The 19,578-nt window shown below is 55.1% G+C and carries 28 protein-coding genes; 21 read left to right on the top strand and 7 right to left on the bottom strand.

Annotated elements, in window-relative coordinates; translation table 11 throughout:
* Position 1 precedes the first annotated feature (1 nt).
* The 14 genes from IEX04_RS08295 to IEX04_RS08230 all read left to right on the top strand — a co-directional run bounded on the left by IEX04_RS08295 (position 2) and on the right by IEX04_RS08230 (position 8,799).
* On the top strand, positions 2-724 hold the full coding sequence (locus tag IEX04_RS08295; RefSeq protein WP_188685023.1) for a hypothetical protein: 723 nt from the start codon (positions 2-4) through the stop codon (positions 722-724).
* Entirely contained in the window at positions 724-1,128 is a 405-nt protein-coding gene (locus IEX04_RS08290) for a hypothetical protein (RefSeq protein WP_188685021.1), read from the top strand. Before IEX04_RS08295 ends, IEX04_RS08290 begins: the two co-directional genes overlap by 1 nt.
* Entirely contained in the window at positions 1,125-1,508 is a 384-nt protein-coding gene (locus IEX04_RS08285) for a hypothetical protein (protein ID WP_188685019.1), read from the top strand. Before IEX04_RS08290 ends, IEX04_RS08285 begins: the two co-directional genes overlap by 4 nt.
* Positions 1,508-1,885, top strand: a complete 378-nt coding sequence (locus IEX04_RS08280; protein WP_188685017.1) for a hypothetical protein — start codon at positions 1,508-1,510, stop codon at positions 1,883-1,885. The genes IEX04_RS08285 and IEX04_RS08280 overlap by 1 nt, the downstream gene beginning before the upstream one ends.
* A gap of 2 nt (positions 1,886-1,887) precedes the next feature.
* Positions 1,888-2,250: a hypothetical protein gene (locus IEX04_RS08275; RefSeq protein ID WP_188685015.1), complete on the top strand. Its 363-nt coding sequence runs from the start codon at positions 1,888-1,890 to the stop codon at positions 2,248-2,250.
* Positions 2,247-2,615 carry a hypothetical protein gene (locus IEX04_RS08270; RefSeq protein WP_188685013.1) on the top strand — a complete coding sequence of 123 codons (369 nt, stop codon included), beginning with the start codon at positions 2,247-2,249 and terminating at the stop codon, positions 2,613-2,615. The genes IEX04_RS08275 and IEX04_RS08270 overlap by 4 nt, the downstream gene beginning before the upstream one ends.
* Entirely contained in the window at positions 2,612-3,004 is a 393-nt protein-coding gene (locus tag IEX04_RS08265; protein WP_188685011.1) for a hypothetical protein, read from the top strand. Before IEX04_RS08270 ends, IEX04_RS08265 begins: the two co-directional genes overlap by 4 nt.
* On the top strand, positions 3,001-3,387 hold the full coding sequence (locus tag IEX04_RS08260) for a hypothetical protein (RefSeq protein WP_188685009.1): 387 nt from the start codon (positions 3,001-3,003) through the stop codon (positions 3,385-3,387). The genes IEX04_RS08265 and IEX04_RS08260 overlap by 4 nt, the downstream gene beginning before the upstream one ends.
* Before the next feature lie 9 nt (positions 3,388-3,396).
* Positions 3,397-3,867: a hypothetical protein gene (locus IEX04_RS08255; RefSeq protein ID WP_188685007.1), complete on the top strand. Its 471-nt coding sequence runs from the start codon at positions 3,397-3,399 to the stop codon at positions 3,865-3,867.
* Positions 3,867-5,948 (top strand): glycosyl hydrolase family 18 protein, encoded by a 2,082-nt coding sequence (locus tag IEX04_RS08250; RefSeq protein ID WP_188685006.1) that lies wholly within the window; start codon positions 3,867-3,869, stop codon positions 5,946-5,948. The genes IEX04_RS08255 and IEX04_RS08250 overlap by 1 nt, the downstream gene beginning before the upstream one ends.
* Positions 5,949-6,044: 96 nt before the next feature.
* The gene (locus IEX04_RS08245; RefSeq protein ID WP_188685004.1) at positions 6,045-6,500 is read left to right on the top strand and encodes a hypothetical protein; all 456 of its coding nucleotides are present in this window, start codon (positions 6,045-6,047) and stop codon (positions 6,498-6,500) included.
* 67 nt (positions 6,501-6,567) lie between these two features.
* Entirely contained in the window at positions 6,568-7,920 is a 1,353-nt protein-coding gene (locus tag IEX04_RS08240; protein WP_188685001.1) for a peptidoglycan-binding protein, read from the top strand.
* Between the two features lie 9 nt (positions 7,921-7,929).
* On the top strand, positions 7,930-8,313 hold the full coding sequence (locus IEX04_RS08235; RefSeq protein WP_188684993.1) for a holin: 384 nt from the start codon (positions 7,930-7,932) through the stop codon (positions 8,311-8,313).
* Positions 8,314-8,394: 81 nt separating this feature from the next.
* Positions 8,395-8,799, top strand: coding sequence for a hypothetical protein (locus tag IEX04_RS08230; protein WP_096256948.1), 405 nt, complete (start codon positions 8,395-8,397; stop codon positions 8,797-8,799).
* 52 nt (positions 8,800-8,851) lie between these two features.
* On the opposite strand, the gene IEX04_RS08225 is transcribed toward IEX04_RS08230, so the two are convergent.
* From IEX04_RS08225 to IEX04_RS08210, 4 genes are all read right to left on the bottom strand, one after another.
* Positions 8,852-9,379, bottom strand: coding sequence for a hypothetical protein (locus IEX04_RS08225; RefSeq protein ID WP_188684991.1), 528 nt, complete (start codon positions 9,377-9,379; stop codon positions 8,852-8,854).
* A 51-nt stretch (positions 9,380-9,430) separates the two neighbouring features.
* A complete protein-coding gene (locus IEX04_RS08220; protein WP_229677069.1) occupies positions 9,431-9,865 on the bottom strand; it encodes a hypothetical protein in 435 nt (144 codons plus the stop codon).
* Positions 9,866-10,028: 163 nt separating this feature from the next.
* Positions 10,029-10,352 carry a helix-turn-helix domain-containing protein gene (locus IEX04_RS08215; protein WP_188684989.1) on the bottom strand — a complete coding sequence of 108 codons (324 nt, stop codon included), beginning with the start codon at positions 10,350-10,352 and terminating at the stop codon, positions 10,029-10,031.
* Between the two features lie 48 nt (positions 10,353-10,400).
* Entirely contained in the window at positions 10,401-10,661 is a 261-nt protein-coding gene (locus tag IEX04_RS08210; protein ID WP_188684987.1) for a hypothetical protein, read from the bottom strand.
* A gap of 355 nt (positions 10,662-11,016) precedes the next feature.
* Between IEX04_RS08210 and IEX04_RS08205 the strand changes: the two genes are divergently transcribed.
* Complete coding sequence (locus IEX04_RS08205) at positions 11,017-11,406, top strand: HIRAN domain-containing protein (RefSeq protein WP_188684985.1); 390 nt, start codon at positions 11,017-11,019, stop codon at positions 11,404-11,406.
* A gap of 11 nt (positions 11,407-11,417) precedes the next feature.
* On the opposite strand, the gene IEX04_RS08200 is transcribed toward IEX04_RS08205, so the two are convergent.
* Both IEX04_RS08200 and IEX04_RS08195 read right to left on the bottom strand, forming a co-directional pair.
* Positions 11,418-12,644: a tyrosine-type recombinase/integrase gene (locus tag IEX04_RS08200; protein WP_188684983.1), complete on the bottom strand. Its 1,227-nt coding sequence runs from the start codon at positions 12,642-12,644 to the stop codon at positions 11,418-11,420.
* Between the two features lie 230 nt (positions 12,645-12,874).
* Positions 12,875-13,633, bottom strand: a complete 759-nt coding sequence (locus IEX04_RS08195) for a GTP pyrophosphokinase (protein ID WP_096257079.1) — start codon at positions 13,631-13,633, stop codon at positions 12,875-12,877.
* A gap of 212 nt (positions 13,634-13,845) precedes the next feature.
* Between IEX04_RS08195 and IEX04_RS08190 the strand changes: the two genes are divergently transcribed.
* The 6 genes from IEX04_RS08190 to IEX04_RS08165 all read left to right on the top strand — a co-directional run bounded on the left by IEX04_RS08190 (position 13,846) and on the right by IEX04_RS08165 (position 18,307).
* A complete protein-coding gene (locus IEX04_RS08190) occupies positions 13,846-14,787 on the top strand; it encodes a DUF2797 domain-containing protein (protein WP_229677068.1) in 942 nt (313 codons plus the stop codon).
* Between the two features lie 64 nt (positions 14,788-14,851).
* Positions 14,852-15,112 carry a hypothetical protein gene (locus tag IEX04_RS08185; protein ID WP_096256940.1) on the top strand — a complete coding sequence of 87 codons (261 nt, stop codon included), beginning with the start codon at positions 14,852-14,854 and terminating at the stop codon, positions 15,110-15,112.
* Positions 15,113-15,142: 30 nt separating this feature from the next.
* On the top strand, positions 15,143-15,589 hold the full coding sequence (locus IEX04_RS08180; RefSeq protein ID WP_096256939.1) for a MaoC family dehydratase N-terminal domain-containing protein: 447 nt from the start codon (positions 15,143-15,145) through the stop codon (positions 15,587-15,589).
* Positions 15,590-15,592: 3 nt separating this feature from the next.
* Positions 15,593-16,033: a MaoC family dehydratase gene (locus IEX04_RS08175; protein ID WP_188684981.1), complete on the top strand. Its 441-nt coding sequence runs from the start codon at positions 15,593-15,595 to the stop codon at positions 16,031-16,033.
* Positions 16,009-17,217 (top strand): MFS transporter, encoded by a 1,209-nt coding sequence (locus IEX04_RS08170; RefSeq protein WP_229677067.1) that lies wholly within the window; start codon positions 16,009-16,011, stop codon positions 17,215-17,217. Before IEX04_RS08175 ends, IEX04_RS08170 begins: the two co-directional genes overlap by 25 nt.
* Before the next feature lie 10 nt (positions 17,218-17,227).
* Complete coding sequence (locus IEX04_RS08165; RefSeq protein ID WP_268236916.1) at positions 17,228-18,307, top strand: UDP-N-acetylmuramate dehydrogenase; 1,080 nt, start codon at positions 17,228-17,230, stop codon at positions 18,305-18,307.
* A gap of 50 nt (positions 18,308-18,357) precedes the next feature.
* Here IEX04_RS08165 and asd read toward each other — a convergent pair whose 3' ends face one another.
* A complete protein-coding gene (asd, locus tag IEX04_RS08160) occupies positions 18,358-19,476 on the bottom strand; it encodes an aspartate-semialdehyde dehydrogenase (protein WP_188684977.1) in 1,119 nt (372 codons plus the stop codon).
* Between the last annotated feature and the right edge of the window lie 102 nt (positions 19,477-19,578).

The following is a 19,578-nucleotide window of genomic DNA, read 5'->3' as shown; positions in this document are numbered from 1 at the left end:
GATGCGCGGTGTTGTCCGTTTGGGTGGTCGTGCGGCGAAGGTGAAGCTTCGTATTCAGTCGCGTAATCAGCATGCTGCGTCGAACGTTGAGGTTACTGATGTGTTGTTTCAGCCGGGTTCGGCGGTGTCTGGTTGGTTGCCGCATGTGGCTGAGTTGCCGTGGTCGGCTGGGATTGTTCCACCGGAGGGGGCTGATGAGATGAATGATCGTATTGATGAGTTGCAGTTGCAGGTTGATCAGCAGCAGTCGTATTTGAATCGGATTATGGCTCCTGCTCAGGTGTGGCGTGGTGATTCGTCGGGTAATAATCCGTTTGTCACGACTTCTTGGGATTCTGATTTTGGTTGGATTTCTTGGGTTGATGTTGCTTCGTTGCCGGGTGCTGGGGATGTTGGTTTTTGGTTCCCGTTTGATGCGGCTTTGGCTACTGCTGCGCGTCCTTATGGTTGGTCTATGCAGGTCTTTACGCAGGGCTTGGCGGGTGTTGGTTCGTTGCGTCCGCGTGTGGATTATATGAATGGTGCGACGGTGACGGGTTCGAATGCTGAGCTTTCGTTGACGGCTTGGCCGGATTGGTCTTACCGGGTGGAGCACGATTTCATTCTTCCCGCGAGCAGGGCGGCGCGTCCGGCATTCGTGCTGGTTGGCAAGGCGGCGGGCGCGACTGGCCGTATTGGTTTGACGCGTCCGAAGCTTGGAACAAAGTCGGAACGGAGTCAGTAGTGATTGATTTGCCGGTTGCTACTCGGCAGCCTTATCCGTCGAAGAATCCTTGGTATGACGTATCGCAGTATTTAGCGGGTGGCCTTACGCCTTATGCGGATCAGTCGGTGATTGCTTGTGCTGATGGGAATTTTGTTCATTATTCGTTCCATATAGCGATTGATCGCACGTTCGTTGACCCGGATTTTGTTTATCTTTTTCGGTCTATGCATAAATCTTTTCGAGTGGCAGCGAATGCGAAAGCTACGGCATGGTTCAACCTTGGCGCGAAGAGTGACCCGCACGGTGTGGAGTTTGGAACGTCTGGCTGGATTGCTTTGCCGGTGTGGCGGTCACAAGGAATCACGCTGGCCGATTACGGCATGGTGTTCCTCAACCTGACTGCAGCTAGGAGTAAGCCATGACTCTTATCCCGAATCAGCCGTACCCGGACTTACCCGCGTGGGAGAACCTTGCCAGCACCTTGACGAACGACTGGAACGTCAACCTTGCCGGGCTTTCGATTCAAGCGTTCGCCGAGGCAAATACTGTCAGTATATTTGGGCGAGTAAATATCGGTTCGGCTCGCATTGGCGGCTATCTGCCAGGGCACTTGATGCCGAACGGTTCTCAGGGATTGACAGCGCTAATCATGAAAGGCCCGTCTTGCATCGTGGAGATTTGGGGCGGCGGTCAGATAGTCATGTCGAACTTTTCTTTAGGGCTTACCGAATCGCAGATGATTGCCCAATATCAGGGGCAGCAACTTTTCTTTTCAGGTAGCTACCCTCGAAAGGTGGCGTGATGACCGAGCTAGTGGCGCTACCTCAGCCGTACCCAGATAACCGGCCTTGGCTGGACTTGCGTGGGCATATTGGCGATACGTGGCAAATGAGTTCGGCAGCTTGGCACTTCCGCGGGCTACTGGACGGGAACACGGCGCATATCCATTTGCGTACGGCACGCGGCGCGCAAGCGGTTCTAGCCGAGCAGTTGCCCGAAGAGTTTTGGCCGCCCGGTCAATTGGTCATCGAAGCGTTCACGCCGGGCGTTGTCGGCGCGGTCGGGGCGTTGCTTAGCGCCGAGGGGCGACTAACGTTCTACGCGCCCGGCATGGCTTTACTCGACGGCAACCTATCCAACTTCGTGATGCAAGTTTCCTACGCACGAAAGGCGGTGTGATTGTGGCTATCGATCTTCCGCTCATGCCGGTTCCTTATCCTGATGCGAAGCCGGTCTATCAACTTAGATCGTTGCTTGCGCCTGGCGTGCAGGAGATTGGGTATGGCGCTTGCTGGGCTCAGGCAACCGAGAACCTGGTGACGATAAACATTCGAGTGAATCCGTCGCAGGTGGTAACCGATAACGGGAATATCTTCATTGGGTTACCAGCGGAGTTTCGGCCTATGGCTAATACGCCGGACGTTGCTCAGCAGCAAGTTTTCATGATGACCGACGGGCGCATATGGTTCCGCACGACTGTCGGGAGCTTGCGCGACAGGACAGAGTTCAACGCGGTTTTCATCGTGGCTAGGAGGGCATCATGAGTTTGGTTCGCTACCCGGATAAGGTTCGCATTGACCCGCTGGCAGATAAGTTCGTGGCCGGTATTGCAGCGCGTGGCCCCGGTATTCGCACTTTCCTTGAAGTTGAACCGAACAAGGTCACCTTGCATTTCGCGGCTGACGCGGTTTCGCCCACGTCTTCAACCCTGCTTATGCCAGTTGGAACTATCGCACCTGAGGATGCGCCAGCCTCGGCCGAGCGTGGACTTTGCGCGCTATCGGGTGAGCCTGTCTTCGCAGTCGTTGGCCCTTCCGGTTCCCTCGCAGTCGATACAGCGTCGCCACGGAAACTAGTTGCCGGTGACTGGATTATTGGCAAAGTGCAATGGGTGAGGAAACCAGCATGAGCAGTATTTACGACTTCCCGAAAATGCCGATGCCTTACCCAGAGCAAAACCCTTGGTATGACCTATCAAGTTTGGTGCTCAATAACTGGGCGGCTGACCCCAAAGATTTTCCTTTCATGGCGAAGATCGACGGCAACGAAATCAGCATCTACCTACGCACCCGGCAAGGCACTAACCGCTTCATCACGAGCGAGTTGCCAGACGAAATCATCCCGGCTGGTGACCGAGTTTTTGGGGCATATGCCGCCGCGCCCGGCGATATAGCGTTTTGGATGCGAACGGACGGGCGAACACAAATCTTCTCCATCACCGGGGATTATGCGACGCTCACCAACGGGAGCCTGAGTAACTACGTGGTGGAATCCACCTACCTACGGAGGGCATCGTGACCGAGCTAGCACTTTTGAACACGGCTTACCCAGACAACAATCCGTGGTTCGACCTACGCGAATACCTAGTCAACGGTTGGCGCTCGGCAGGTTCGCAGACATGCGGAGTCTCGGCCTTGCCGAACCTACTTTTCTGGTCAATGCGACTCGTCGGGGATGACGCAACAAGCAATCAATTCATGGCGGGTATCCCGCTAGCGCTATTGCCACCGCAAAACCTACCCTTGCCGATTTACATGCCGGTCGGGGCCGCATACTGCTACGTGAACCGCACAAGCCGACTCATAAGCTATTCGTCCAACACAATGGCCGGGTTGCCCCTGTGGGATCGAAAAGGCGAGCTAATCGTCACCGGAATGACCCCGCGAGGATTGCCGTTCTAGGAGGTCAATTTGCGCCTACAGCAACCGATATACGTTGATAAACGAGTCCTATCGATCAAGCTCAGGATCGTTGCTACCGACGTACCAACGAGCGCCGCCGTACTCGTCACAGACGTACAACTTCAAGCCGGAGAGCAAGCAACCGGCATCGTACCCAACCCCGCAGAAGTCGGCACCACAATCGACCGGGCCCAATACCGCAACGGCGTAGTGAACAACCGGATGACCCTCGTGCTCCTATCCAACGGAGACCAACCCGCACCCGCAAAACTCACCGTACAAAACGCCAAAGGCGAAACCCGAATCGGCTCCTACCGATACGGACACCTCAACGGCTCAGCAACAGCAGACGGCGTAAACAACACAGCCACACACGGCTGGGGAAAAATACCCGTCATCACACCACGCTCAGACCTAAACCTCGAAGCGTACGCCAACGGACGGCTACACCTCCGAGCATCGTGGAACGAAAGGAAATAATGGCTACCAACGCAAACGTGTGGGTCTGGGTAGGACTCACATGGACAGAACGCGTCCGGCTCGTACTCCTGAACTACGGTGACCGACTCACAGACGTTTCAATCTTCGGCTGGCGAGTAGACGAAAACGGAGCACTCACCCAAACCTTCGACCCCTCACTGCTCGATGAATACCGCGCAAAGTGGCCTCACCTCCGATTCTGGCTCGCCTTCCGAAACGACGGCTACGCCTCAATCTTCTCCGCACTGCTGGCCAGCTCCACAGCACGAACCAAACTCATTGCCGACCTAGGCGACGTACTCACGCAGTACCCTTGGCTGCACGGCATTGACATTGACCTTGAGCAAGGTGGCGCAGCATCCAACGCTGTGCCCGCAGAAGCATTGTTCAAACAGGTGGCAGACCTCGCCCACGGACGCGGTAAAAAAGTTTCAGCCGCGCTCCCCGCACTCACCGCAACCGGATCAGTCGGTGGCGAAGACTGGGTACGGTACAAGCAACTAGGCGAACTCATGGATCACGTATCCGTCATGTCCTACGACTTCGCTTGGTCAGGATCCGCACCCGGCCCAGTATCGCCAGGCTTCTGGCTAGAGGAAGTCTACGCCTGGGCAACCTCGCAAATCACGCCATCCAAAATCAGCATGGGCCTACCCCTCTACGCATACTTCTGGTCAATCCACGACTACCCCGAAACATGGGGCGCAACCCGCCGCGGCATATCCGGCACCTACTACAGCGCATGGCAGTACTTCACAGGTGCGCGCCCATGGTCAGATAGCGGATCTCATCACGCCATTGGATGGGTGGCCTACCGTGACTCATCCAGTCAATCACTCTGGGGATTCCTAGACGTCTACGACTGGAAAGAACCGGACATGTGGGAAGACTCAGCAGGGGTAGTGGCCGGAGTATTTGCGAACCGCGATTACGTGGTGCGTTACGGGCTACCCGCAGGTGTTCCGCAGTGGAGCGTTGCGGATAACTCGGTCAGAGACTCATTCATTGAATATCAGATGAACGCGGCACCGGTCATCGCGTCTAACGGTGACGTTGTATCTCCTAAGAAGGGGTACACGTTCACGACGGAAATGATTCAGCGCGAACCAATCGCCGCAACGATCATTGATGACTATGCGACTAGCACGCAGCAGTTGAACGCGGTTTACACGCAGCCAACTGGCGCATGGGCATTCCAGCAAGTCACTTCATCGTATAAGCAGTACCGCGGCGCTGGAACACTCCGCTACGCGAACGACTTCGGCAAGCAAAGCCTCTACGCGCTGGCACGATTCCAATTCGCAACCGGTGGCCGATTCGCCATCAACTCGCAAGGCATCACCGCAGACCTTGACAACAACGGTCTACTAAGGCTCATGCGCGGAACAACCGTGCTCAAGTCAATGAACGTTGGTGCGCAACGAGTCGGAGCCGCCGCGCAAGCTGGCCGGTGCGTACTCGCGTTGCGTGTCCGTGACGGATCAGCACGAGTCTACTTCTCCAACGCCGAAACGAACACACCGCTACGCCTCGAAGCATCCACGACACCGCCAGGAGGCCCGACTGAATATGTCAGCACCGGCACCGTGTGGATTGATCACTGCTACCTTGGCGACGGTATCTGGTACCAACCGCGTGAAGCCATTGAAGTGGAAATCAACGGGCAAAAACAAGTCATGGGGCGTATTCCTCGAACAGGTGTCACATGGGATTCGCAGAACCGGTTCCGTACCAATGCTGATGTTGAAGAACGCACAACGCGAGAAGCCATCATTTCTCAAGACTGGATCTATGAGCACTGGAAAGACGTACCAATCATTACCGGCGTGAATACACCGGTTAGAGTGCGTCCGCTAGATCATGATTTGTGGCTTGGCCGTGTGCACGTCATGGATCGAGACGGATCGAGCATCGTCTATTTTACTGATGCTACGACGATCAACCACTGGCGTGGACGTGCCATGAACGAGTACGGGCTGGCCGGTATCGCACTGTGGCAGCTATCCCAAGAGGACGTGCGCATGTACGAAACGTTCGAAGGTGGAGAGCTACCTGCACACACGAAGCGACTAGACGAATGATTTTGAGAGGTAACGATGCCCGGATGGGTCAATGACATTTTGCAACCTGAGCGACTTTTTACAATCGCTCTCATAGTTTTTCTTGGATACGTAACGGTGAAGTCGATTGGCAAGAACTGGAAATTCCTCAGTAAGTTCGTGAGCCTCGTCAATACTCTGGTTGGCGACGCGGACACACCGGGCATTGGTGTTCGAATGGACGTGATGACCAAGGAGTTGAAAGAGAACACTGGCAAGCTCGACGCAATGGAAAAACGCGTATCCACCATTCACCATGAGGTCACACCGAATCATGGCGGTTCGATGAATGATGCTTTACGTCGGTCGGAAGAGCAAGGTAAGAAGACTGCCGGGAAAGTTGCTGAGACTGTCGAGAAGCTTGATCAGCATATCCAGATAAGCAAGACCAAGGATGCGGAGCAGGAAGATACTGCTAGGAAGCTGGATCAGCATATTTCCGACACGGAAAAATGGTCTCCACTAATTCAGGATTTGCACGATCAGTATTACGGCAAGAAGCGTCAACAACCGCCTGAGCCTCCAACTGAATAAACCAATTATCCCGTAGCTCTGACCATTTGGTTGGGGCTATTTTTTATGCCCTTTGAGAGGTGGCCCCGTGAAAGAGCAGCTGGTTAAGAGTACGGACATGATTTACGACGGCATCAACAAGTGCACATCAATCACCGTGCACGAAACGGCGAATGAGAAGATCCGAGCCAATGCGCAGGCGCACGCAAATTTGCAGAGCTCTGGGGGAGCGCGTCAAGCATCTTGGCATATCCAAGTCGATGACGTTCAAGCGATCCGCTCTTACCCGGACACCGCGAAGTGCTGGCATGCCGGCCCCGCGGCAGCGGATTCGATCGCAGTAGAGATTTGCGTGAACGCTGACGGCGACTATGACACCGCTTTCAAACGGGCCGCGCAGGTTGTTCGTGACCTACGCGAGAAGCACAACCTGAACCGTTCCGCTATCAAGCAGCACGCCGACTGGTCAGGCAAAGACTGCCCAGCCAAGATGCGCCTTGCTGGACGGTGGCAAGAATTCCTTTCACTCACAGATGGAGCAGTAAATATGAGCACGATGGTAAGCCCGTTCGATGGGCGACTTACTCAGAATCATGGTGACAGTGGTGGCTACCGCGGGCACAAGGGTATGGACATTGCGCCACCTAAGCCCGGCCAGACTGGCATGCCCGTTTATGCCGCGTTTGCTGGCACCGTGCGCAAGATTCACCGCACTGCAAAGAACGGTGGCAAGACTTCAACATGGGCACCAGGGCGCACTGGCAACGGCGGGCTGATCAGCAACCCAGACGGCGAGGGTAACGGCTACAACCATATGAAGCCGCTCGCGTCTCTCAAGGTTGGCGACAAGGTGGAAGCTGGCGATCTGCTCGGTTACAACGACAAGTCCGGCAACCAGACTGCACCCCACCTGCACCTAGAGTTCTGGGCTGACTGGCGTAATCCGAACTCCGACTATGACCCGCAGCTGGCATTCAAAAAGTTCGGCATCAAGCCCGGTTCTGCGCCGGCTAAGACTGGCAACGTCACCCCTGTGCAGTCCAAACCGAAGCCGAAGCCTAAGCCGAGCGCCCCGAAGCCATCGACCGGTGGCAATGACAAGGGTGACTACATCGCCATTGCCAAAGCCTTGAATGCTATGGGCTTGAAAGCTGGCTACCCGGACGGCGTGAACGGGCCAATGCTCAAGAGTGCAACCAAGGCGTTCCAGAAGCAACACGGCCTTGTGCAGGACGGCAATTGGGGCGCGGTTACTCAAACCAAGTTTGAGGAAGTCAAAGCCATCCAGCGCGCCTTGCAGAAGCAGGGCTACACCAAGCAGGGCGTAGACGGCTACTACGGTGCGCAGACCACCGAGAACGTAAAAGACTTCCAGCGCCGAACCGGGCTAGTGCAAGACGGTAAAGCCGGATCAATCACCCAAAAGAAACTAGGACTCTAGGAGGGTCAAATGCTCACCATTTCATTCTGGAAGGGCGCTGCCGAACGTGCAGCGAAAACCTTCATCCAGTCATTCGTTGCCACTTTACTGGCATCGATTGGCGCAGTCGTATCCGCTTGGGAAGTGCCATGGTCTGGTGCGCTCACAGCGGCTTTGGGCGTGGCTGTCTTGTCCGCTGTGCTGTCGCTGGCAACCAGTGTCGGCAACGCGGACTTCACCGCGGGTAAAGCCCCTGATGCCACCGCTGAATCCGATGATTTCAGCATGGATCAAATTGATGAGATCACCACTGTGACCAAGTATCGACCTGCCGTAACTAAGTACCAGGCGACAGGCGGTAACAAGAGCACCACGGATTCCACAGACTTCGATTCCGTGGCCAAGGGCAACTAGCAGCCCCTAATAAACCAGCCCCGCACCAAACGGTGACGGGGTTTTTCTACGCCCAAAAACGGGCAGAAAAGAGCAACAATCATGGCAAGAACAGTTGTTTGGACGTATGACGGCGTGATCCTCCGCATCGATGCAGAATTTGGCACCGAGACGAAGAAGCAGTTTCAGCGGTATTTGAAGCTTGCTGGCACCTATAAGGGAATTGTGGACGGTGGCTGGGGCGAGATGTCTCAGAAAGCAATGCAGCAGTGGCTACGCAACTGCGGTTACTACCCTGCATCTAAGTTCAAGATCGACGGCGCAGCAGGCACGTCTACTTGGAATGAATTCTCCAAGGCCGCTGCTGTTTGGGGATTCGGTAGCTCGGCCACCATTCCAGCAAGCCGTCGCCGCTATGAACAGCTACAGAAGATGCTCAACAAGCGACGCATTGGCAAGCGTTACTCTGACGGTCGCTACTCTGTTAGCAACGGCGTTTTCATCTAGCATCTAAAGAAAATTCCGGCATTCACAATAGTGAGTGCCGGAATTTTCGCATTTAACAAACGTCTGTTTTTTTCATTTCAGCTCTGCCCCAATGAGCCCTAGCATCACCGGAAACCGTGAGTACGCGAACATTCTCTACAGTCGAATCTTTGGATACCTTGCACATGACATCCTGAGCGATACTTACCCATTCGGTAGATTCTGTATCTTCGGCATAGATTGTGAGCTCCCCGGTTTTGGAGCTACCCCAGGACTCTACGTAGTAGCTCGGCCAGGTGATAGCGTCGGGGCATCCGGCGTTGTTGTGCGCGGCGAGCCAAGCAGTGCCAAGCTTGTTTGCCCAAGCTTGGTTCTCTCCGTTATTGGACGGCAATTCCCAAGCGGCACAGTTTTTATCCCATGCTGATTCTGGCCGCCCAGCTTTGATAGCCTCGCTTTTGAGCGCGGCAATATCAGCGCTGGCAGTCTCCTTTACGGGCTTCACAGTTGGCGCTGGCGTGCTCTCTGCGGACGGCTCAGTAGAAACGCACCCAGTGAGCGCGAGTGCGGCAATAAGAGCGAGCGGGGCAAGACGTTTCACGGGTAATCTCCTAAGTTATTCGGGTGCCTCGCTTTACGCGTTTAAGTTAGGCTATGCGCAGCTATCAGGGATAGCGGACTTTCGATTCTTATTTTCCTCATTCGTGAGGCTTTCCCTAACGAGACTTCCGCTCTCACTGGAAACTACAACTTGAACCAGACCAGGATTATCCCAACCAGCAGTATCCAAAACGTTCATTCCGAGAGAATCAAGGTCACACTTAGACCAGTTCTTATCTTTGACTGTAATTGCGAGCACGCCCGGTTTCGGCTGGCTCCAAGATTCAATATAGTGGTGCGCAATTTCTGGGTTGAAATCGTCAAACGATGATTTTGAATTGCCGTTCAAAAGAGAAATCATTTGGTCATCAGCCCATGCTTGAGCTGGGTCTACGGCCTTAGTGGGCGTAGGCTTCGGCGTGCTCATCGCTTGAACGATGGGTGTCCCGGCGTTTGCTTCGGCGGTTAGTTTCGCGTCGTTCTTCAAAAACGTTGGACTCATCGCAGAGAATACGAGCACAGCGACCAACGCAACGAGCACGGTAAGAACTGAGACGTTGCCAATGACGCGCTTTGTTGCACGAGACAAGACTTCCTCCAAAAGGTTTTGATACGAGTATAACGAGGGCGGGCGACAGTTTGCCAAAGAGTTACTTTTCCCAGTCCATGCGGGCATCTGGGATTCGGTCGATAATGCGCGCCGCTATTGCGAGCCACCAGCTAGCGGGGAGGTCTTCGTCGCCACCGGGCAGGGAGACGCTATCGCCACGCTGAGCGACTTCTAGGCAAGATTGAAAGTCCAGGTCATGCGCGGCGCGAACGTCATGCAGCGCCTCGGTTGCGCCGGGGCCGGGGGAGTATTTGCCGGATTCCCAGCCGCGAATCGTGCGCGGGTTGATACTCAGCTTCGCGCCCAATTGATCAGCGGTAAGGCCAACCAGTCGGCGCGTGGCTGAAATCTGCTCTGGTGTCATTGGTATTCCTAACGGTAGTGGCGGGGCCGTAGCCCCGCCCGAGCTGATCTATTCGGCGACTACGGTGCAATAAGCGACTTCGAGGGCTTCGCGGTAGGTTCCCGAGTAATTAATATCCATGAAGATGGTTTCCATTGCTTCATTCAGCCCGTGGCGCTCTTCGATAGTGTCGGCCATAGAGGCGTAAACCATTCGCTGTTCAGGGGTTCCGAAGCCTTCCATTTGCTGATCGAGCAGGAGCATACAAGCAAAAAGCTGTTCGGTGGTCTGCTCGGCTGCCTTGGCTTTCAGCTTGTCAATGGCTTTCATTTCGGTGTCTCTTTTCCGTTCGGCCTGGGGCTGTTCCCCTTGGCTCTAAATCCAGCTTAGCACCCTCTTTTAGGGTGCGCAAGTGCCAGGTAAGCCTCAATGCTAAAACCTCCCAAATGCCCGATAGGCGGCGCTAAGTAAAGGTTTGAGCCTGATCAAAAGCCCTGTTGTCTAAGACTACAAAGCATAGAGTAAGCCTAGAGTGAGCCTAGAGAAGTTCCGCGAAATTCCGGCGATCCTAGAGGTAGCGGGCTTAGTAAAAAGGTGTTATAGGGGTTTTCAATTCTCCCCATCTAACAATGCTCCGGAACTCATTGTGAGTTCCGGAGAAGAGTTTGTTGTTTAGAATCGGAGCATGTCATTTTTCAAAACGCTCGCCGCCGCAATCGCCAGTGATGTAGCCAAAAGCAAACCTTCCGAACTGCCAATACCCGAGGTCGACACAGTGAGCTACGCCGTGGTTGGCGAAGAATATTATCTGACCGAGAGGCAGATGCGAAATCTAAAGCCTGGGTACCTGGTAGCCTCTCCTGAGCCAAAAAATAAACACGACCGGAATGCAGTAGTTATGCATGACACCACCGGCCGAAAAATCGGCTACATGTACGCATCACTAGCAAAGAAATATCAGCCACTACTCACGAAGACCGGCCCAATCAAAGTGCCCATGACGAAAAACGGGAACGTCATCAAATACCAAATCGCAACGGTTAGCGCTCTAAAAAAATACGTCGCCAACCTTTAGGCCATAGCTAGCTAGTTTTGCTTTTGATTAGCCGGTGGCTCGATGGCCTTACCTGACAAGGCCCCGCTCAGCTTCTTCATAGCGTCCTGCATTGCACGCTTATTGCCAGCTTGCCCATACCGACGTGTGACAGAAACTGTGGAGTGTCCAACGATCTGCATAATCGTGGCCTCACCAACGCCAAGCTCATAGAGTAGGCCGACTGCCGTATGGCGTGCGCCGTGGAGCTTGACCTTCTCGTTGACCCCGGCTTCCTTGAGAATTGTCTTCCACTCAATCGAAGCATCTGCTGGGTCCCAAGGCCTGCCGTCGCGCTGGAAAACTAGACCCTCAGTGCGGCCACCAATCTGCCGGCGCAGAAGTTCGGCAAGCTCTGGAACTAGTGGGGGAGTGCGCCAACCAGCTTTACTCTTGGGGCGCACGAGATAAAGGCGATTCTCGAGGTGCCGGTATTCGTAGTCTTGCGGTGCTTGCTTTATATCCTTGATCCGCTGAATCTGCCACGACAGGTCTAGATGGTCTTCGCGTACTCGATCAATCTCAAGCCCAATGATCTCGCCACGTCGCGCACCGGTCAGTAGGTAGGTAGCCCATAGGGGGCCATCCTTATGCGTGGTTAGGTATTTGAGAAGCTTTACTCCCTCATCGAAGGTAAGCACTTCCTCCACGGTGTGGCGCTTGGTTGGCTTGTCTACCAGCTCGCAGACGTTGCGTCCAATGATTCCGTCTCGCACGGCCATCTTGAGTGCACCGGATAGGGTGTTGTGCACGAGTAGCGCGTAGGTGCTCGATAGTAGCTCCGTGCCCTCGGGAGGGTCTGATAGCTCACGTAGAGCCTTGTCCTTTGGAGTCTCTAGGATCAGGTCGTGAAGTTCGCGCACATGTCCTGGCGTGAGCTTGTCTAGCTTCTTGCTACCGAACTTCGGGTTGATGTAGTCGCGGAACGCGACGCGGTATCCGCTGATGGTGTTTGGCGCTAGTTTCTTGGCTCGCTCTTTCAGCCACGTTTCAGACCAGTCCTCAAGCTTCACACTTGAGGTTGCGAGGTCGCCGGTCTTAGCAAGTTCTTTCTTTAGTTCGCGCATTTCTGCGATTGCCTCGGCTTTGCTTTTGCGTCGAATTTCTTTTCGACGGCGATTTCCATCACGGTCTGCTGGCAGTTCAATTCGGACGCGCCAGTATCCTCGACTGTCTTGCGTAAGTGATCCTTCGCCCTTGCCTCTGGTTTTCTTTGCCACGACTCTCCTTAGGTACCCCCATTAGTACCCCCTTAGGTACCATAAGTTAGCGTACTGCACCGTACCGACAACCCCAATATTCCGCGGAATCATGCGGTTTTTGCCTACTTCAAGCGTACCCTGTTCACGACTCATAATCGTGAGGTCCCGGGATCGAGTCCCGGCGCCGCTACCGACAAAAGCCTCGAAAACTCCTAGAGTTTTCGAGGCTTTCTTCGTTTAAATATTTCTTACTCTTCTTTGGATGATGACTTCATCGCCAGAGCTCTGACCTGTTCCATCAAGGTCTCGTCGAACGGTTCCCCCACCGTGGGAGACTCTGCATTAACATCGTGGCCATGAACCGCGGTATGGAGCCGTTGCATTTGCAAGTCCAACTTTTCCGCGGCGTTTGCCGCATCGGTGAGCTCTTCGACCAGATGTTCAGGAACATCACCCTCGTACTTGTAAAAAATCTTATGTTCAAGACTTGCCCAAAAATCCTGGGCGATGGTGCGTATTTGGACTTCAACGATGACCGGGACTGGACCTTCGGATAGGAAGACCGGGATCTCCAGAATTAGATGCAAGCTCTTATACCCATTGGGTTTTGGATGCTTGATGTAGTCCTTGATCTGCAACACTTTCAGATCATTTTGTGCGGTGAGCGTGTGCAGTACCTTGTAAGTGTCTTTGATGAAACTGCAAGTGATACGGATACCTGCAATATCGGTGATGTTGGCTCGAATGGATGCCAGATCCGGATTGATGCCACGTTTGACGACTTTGCGCAGAATACTCTCCGGAGATTTCACGCGTGACGAAACATGTTCGATGGGGTTGTACTTGTGCAGGTACAAAAACTCCTCGCGCAGAATCGAAACCTTAGTCAGCACTTCGTCAGCGGCGAAACGGTACTCCATCATGAACTTCGGAAGCGACTGCCGTAGCGAATGAGCGAAATCGTAGACCATGGCGCCGTTGGAATTTGAAAACTCCGTGGCAGGCATTGGAATCACCGCGTGGGGTTCATCTGAATTGGAAGAAATCTCGACCACCTCTAGCTCAGTTAGCAGACTCGAAACACACTATTTGTTCGTCTTTTCTTTCAACCCTAATCCTGTCGACTAAGAATTGCGCATGAATCCGATGCACATTGCGCGTGCAGATCCGAGATGTTCAATGCTCTAACGTTGAATGCAGAACTTGTTGAAAGGCGCAGATGATTCTCGAACGTGAAAACCGGCAGCTTTGCCATGGCATTAGCTTCTCGCCGCATGAGCCAGTCCCAGTGCTCAGACTGCGTCGCGGTGAAGAATGGGTTAACGAACCACTGAGTGAAAACCGCTCAATCAGGTTGCGCGTTGGGCAGACTAAATTTTGTTTAGGTTATGTCACCATGCGTGATGATGGCTCACGAACATTGCATAGCTGCCCCAAGCTCAAAGGACTAAATACCGGAACTCAATGCGACGGGTGCCGGCGCTTGGACCAGAGCAAATTCATGCACCAGTTTCACAAGACCGGTGAAGCACCACAGGGCCTGCGCAAATATTTAGAGCAACCACATTTCCTCTATGTCGCAAGTTTTGCCCATGGAGCCACCAAGGTTGGTACGACCTCCACGCAGAGTAAATGGACCCGTCTGGCACAGCAAGGAGCGGTGAGCGCCCGATATGTGGCGCGTGCCAGTGACGGTGGTGCGATTCGAGTGTTGGAAGATCTAGTGACTGAGCACGTGGGTCTTAAACAACAAGTCCGGCAGAAATCCAAGGTCAAGGGGCTGACCTCCTGGGAGCTAGACGAAGTAAGTTTGGACGCAGCCAATGCGTTAGAGGCGACACGTGCCAAGAAATTCTTGGAGTCCCAAGGTGAACTAGCCGCCTACGGAGTGGAACTGCTAGACCAAAAGTGGGTGCAGCCTGCCTACGCTCTGGAAGTGGTGCGAGCCTGGGATTCAAAAACAGCACATCCGTGGACGGAGCCCATTGCCGGCCATGAAATGAATCTGCGCGTGCGCGGAGTACTAGGGCAGAGCATCCTGGTCGACAGCGGGGAAAACACTACTTTGCGCTTGCTAGACGCGGCGGAGTTGAAAACCCGTGAAGTGAATGTCGAAGCGCAACGCGGTGAGTTCTTCGAAGAACAATCACCACTGTTCTGAGTTTCACCCGTGTTATCGCTTCATCTGGGCTTTGTACCGCGCACTCTGAACTAAACTGGATGCCATGACCAACACTCCATGGGAAGCGGCCTCACCGCGCTACAAAAAGTTTGTGTTCACTGCCATGGGGGTCATGGGCTTTGGCATCATATTGGCAATTATTGGCTCGAACATCCCCTCGCTGTCGCTGGTATACACGGCCATAGGCATCATGATCGTTGGCATGCTGTGCCACATCATCGGCTTGGTTATCCGTGCCAGGGACACCCGCAAGTGGCGTATCGCCAATGGGCTTGCCGTTCCGCGCGCCAAGAAGCAAAAGTAACCGAGTAACTCGCAACGTTCAGGAGAACTAATGGGTATCAACCCTGACCTCGTGGGGCATATTTACCCCGCTGGCGCGTCCTACCAGGTAGGTCGCGAAAAAATTCGTGAATTCGCCACGGCCACAAAAGCTAGCTCCCCGGCGCACTTTGACGTGCAGGCCGCCCAAGCATTGGGTTACGCAGATTTGGTGGCCCCACCAACTTTTGTCATCATTATCGCGCAGCGAGCAGATGCTCAGCTGATCGCAGATCCTGCCTCCGGAATTGACTTCTCACGTGTGGTGCACGCAGATCAGCGTTTCACCCACCACCGCCCTATCGTGGCCGGAGACGAACTGCTGGCAGAACTCTATGTGGACCAGATCCGCGAAATGGGTGCCGGTGCAATGATCACCACGCGCGCCGAAATCACCACGGTGTCCGGCGAGAAGGTCGCCACCACCACATCATCGCTACTGGTACGGGCAGGGGACTAAACCATGATCAAATTCTCTAGCCTAGAAAAAGGTCAAGTAATCGGTTCAAAGACCGTCACGGTGAACCGTGGTGACCTGGTGCGGTACGCAGGTGCCTCGGGAGACTTCAACCCGATCCACTACAGCGAACGCTTTGCAACCGAAGTTGAGCTACCCTCGGTAATCGCCCACGGCATGTTTACCATGGGTGCTGTTGTTGATCTTGTCGGCGCGTGGGTAGGAAACCCGGGCGCCATTGTGGATTACCAGACCCGCTTCACCAAGCCGGTAGTGGTAGAAGATCCCGCAGGGAGCAACCCGAGCGATGCCGAAGGTACCGCCATTGAGGTTGAGGGCAAGATCGGTGCACTGGACGAAGAAGCGCAAACGGCACGCGTGGACCTGACGGTCACCGCTAACGGCACGAAGGTACTGATGAAGTGCCAGGCGGTAGTCCAGCTCTGAACAAGCAACTAGGCGGCGAGGGCACGGTATTCGCCTGGCGCAACGGGCTACTTGCCGCCTACCTGGCCAGCGGCCTCTTGATCTCTGCCCTGGTCTCCAGGCTCCCGGCATTGCGCGATGCCTTGCAACTAGACCACGCAAATGTGGGCTTACTACTGTTGTGTCTGAGCGCCGGTTCGTTTTTGTCCGTGGCGTTGTCCGGACAGGCAGTGCTGCGGCTAGGAGCCACCAGCGTCATGCGCATCGCTTCGACCCTGGCAGGTTGTTCGTTGCTGCTGATCGGTATCAGCGCCTCGGTGTTTGAATCCACCTTGCTGACCGGGATTTTCCTGTTCACTCAAGGATTGGGTACCGCTTCGTGGAATGTGGCCTCGAATGTTCAGGGCGCAGCCATGGAACGGGCGCTAGGCCGAAGCATTATGCCGGCGCTTCATGGATTTTTCTCCATTGGCACCGTGCTGGGGGCCGGCGTTGGCGCGCTGGCAGCGGCGGCTAATCTGCCGCTCTATGTGCACTATGCGGTGATGGGCGTGATTATCGTGGTGACGGTGCTGGTCAGTGCCCGGAGCTTCGGTGAAGATTTCAGCCGTACCCCACGCAACCATTCGGGCCCGTCTCTGGCCCAAGCGTGGAAAGAACCACAAACCATCTTGCTTGGCGTGCTGGTCCTAGGCATGGCATTGGCCGAGGGAGCAGCAGGGGATTGGGTAGCCTTGGCATTGGCCGACGGTTACCAAACGAGCGAGGCCACCGGCGCGATTGGGTATGGCGTATTTGTCAGCACCATGACTCTCACGAGGCTACTATCCGGTGATCTGATCTTGCGTCTGGGACGCGTGATCATGATTCGATCCAGTGCCATTGCAGCCCTGATAGGTGTCTTGCTTTTTGCCTTTGCTGGAAACCTGCCCTTAGCATTTATTGGCTTAGCCATTTGGGGAATGGGAGTTGCCCTGACTTTCCCACTGGCCATGAGCGCCGCCTCACAGGACCCACTGCGGGCAGCGACCCGCGTCTCGGTGGTCTCCACCATTGGTTATGGCGCGTTCTTAGGCGGACCGCCGCTGCTGGGCCTTTTAGCTGGGGCAATTGGCCTGTTGCCGGCCTTAGGTTCCATCTCGATTCTGGTGGTCCTGGCCTTCTTCCTTTCTTCGAATGTAGCCGATCACCGAAGCGAAAAATAGCACCGCGAAAATATGCGAAAGTAGGAGCATGCTGAAGAATTTGACGACCTCACAGGTCGGCGGGCCCGCCGACCAGTTGGTGGTGGCAGGTACCGAAGAAGAGCTGGTCTCTGCGCTGGCTACAGCCGACGCTGCCGGGACACCGGTACTGCTCATCGGTGGAGGTTCAAACCTGGTGATCAACGATCGTGGCTTCCGGGGAACCGCCATTCAGATCGCCACCCGAGGGTTGCAGCTTGAAACTTTGGACACCAATACGGTGTTGTTGCGCGTCGCTGCCGGTGAGAATTGGGACGCTTGCGTGGAGTACAGCCTCGTAGAGGGACTGAGCGGCTTGGAGGCGCTGTCCGGCATCCCCGGTTGTGCCGGGGCCACCCCGGTGCAGAACGTGGGTGCCTACGGAGCTGACGTGTCCCAGCACCTGGCGTGGGCGCGGGTTTATGACCGCCATCTAGGTACCGGGCTGACGCTGCATCGTGAAGAGCTCGAATTTTCTTACCGGGATTCGCTGATTAAGCGCACCAGCGTTGCCGGTTCACCACGCTTTGTGGTGCTCGAAGTTGCCTTTGAGCTTACTCGTACGGATGATTCGGCGCCGATACGTTATGCGGAACTAGCTCGCCGTTTGGGCGTTGCCCCCGGTGAATCGGCCCCGGCACAGCTGGTGCGACAGCAGGTGCTTGAACTACGCCGCTCCAAAGGCATGGTTTACGAACCGAAGGACGTGGATTCGCACTCCACCGGGTCCTTCTTCACCAACCCAATTGTTGACGTATCGGTGCTTGAACGATTGCCAGAAGGTGCCCCAAATTATCCGGTGGACACTGACGGCCTGGTGAAGCTTTCCGCAGCTTGGCTGATCGATCAGGCGGGATTCTCCAAGGGCTTCGGGCTCGAAGGCACCGAGGGGTTCAGTTTGGCTCATGGCCGCGCTAGCTTGTCGACCAAGCACACCCTGGCGGTCACCAACCGGGGAAGTGCTACCGCTGAAGACCTACTGACTGTCGCCCGCGCCGTGCGTGCCGGGGTACAACAACGCTTTGGCATTGAACTGGTCAACGAACCGTTGCTCATTGATTTAACGCTTTAGCGCACAAAAAGCCCCTTCGAATCGAATTCGAAGGGGCTAAATGTTTGTCTTTACAGGCGACCCTGAGCGATGGCCAGCATGCGGCGCAACGGCTCTGCGGCGCCCCAGAGCAGCTGGTCACCGACGGTGAACGCGGAGATGTACTTAGGTCCCATTTCCAGCTTGCGAATACGGCCCACCGGGATATCCAAGGTGCCCGAGGCAGCGACCGGGGTCAGCCTATCCATGGTGGCTTCCTTTTCATTTGGCACCACCTTGGCCCACTCATTGTCCTCGTCGAGCAGCGATTCGATCTCCGAGACCGTGAGGTCATCCTTCAGCTTGATGGTCAACGCTTGCGAGTGTGAACGCATCGCGCCGATACGCACGCACAGGCCATCAACAATGATGTGATGATCCCCGGAGGTCTGCAAGATTTTGTTCGTCTCGGCTCCGGCCTTCCACTCTTCGCGGGACTGGCCGTTGCCTAGGTCCGCATCGATCCATGGGATCAGCGAGCCACCTAGCGGTACCCCAAACTGGCTGGCGTCCAGTCCACCGCGCTGAGCTTCGAGCACCTTGCGGTCAATGTCCAAGATGGCGGAGGCTGGATCAGCTAGTTCGGCGGAGACCGCCGAATTGATGTCCCCAAACTGGGTCAGCAGCTCGCGCATATGGCGTGCGCCGCCACCGGAAGCTGCCTGGTAGGTCATGGAAGTGCTCCACTCAACCAGGTTGTTCTTGAACAGCCCACCCAAACCCATAAGCATGCATGAGACGGTGCAGTTGCCGCCGACAAAGTCTTTAACGCCTGCGACCAACGACTGGTCGATGACATTTCGGTTCACCGGATCCAATACGATGACCGAGTCTTCGTTCATACGCAAGGTTGAGGCTGCATCGATCCACAGGCCATCCCAACCGGACTTACGCAGCTCGCTGTGCACCTTAGAGGTGTAATCTCCGCCCTGTGCGGTGACGATAATCGGCAGCTTGGCCAAAGTCTTAATATCGTAGGCGTCCTGCAACGGCTCGGCACCCTGCGCAAAGCTAGGGGCTGCGCCGCCGGCATTCGACGTCGAGAAAAAGACCGGGTTCAGTTGCGCAAAATCGCCCTCGTCGAGCATGCGCTGCATCAGCACGGAACCAACCATGCCACGGTAACCAACAAATCCAACAGATGAAGTCATATCTCCATGTTAGGACGCTTCACGGCAACCGGCTCGGTTCGTTACAGCAGTTAAAGCAGAATCACACCCGAGCCCCAGCAGGGTTCGAGTGTGATTTGAGTA

Origin of the sequence: Glutamicibacter ardleyensis (assembly GCF_014644555.1) — a bacterium.
GTDB lineage: Bacteria > Actinomycetota > Actinomycetes > Actinomycetales > Micrococcaceae > Glutamicibacter > Glutamicibacter bergerei.
The sequence above is the reverse complement of the archived record's forward strand: the minus strand, read 5'-3'. Positions and strand labels throughout refer to the sequence as shown.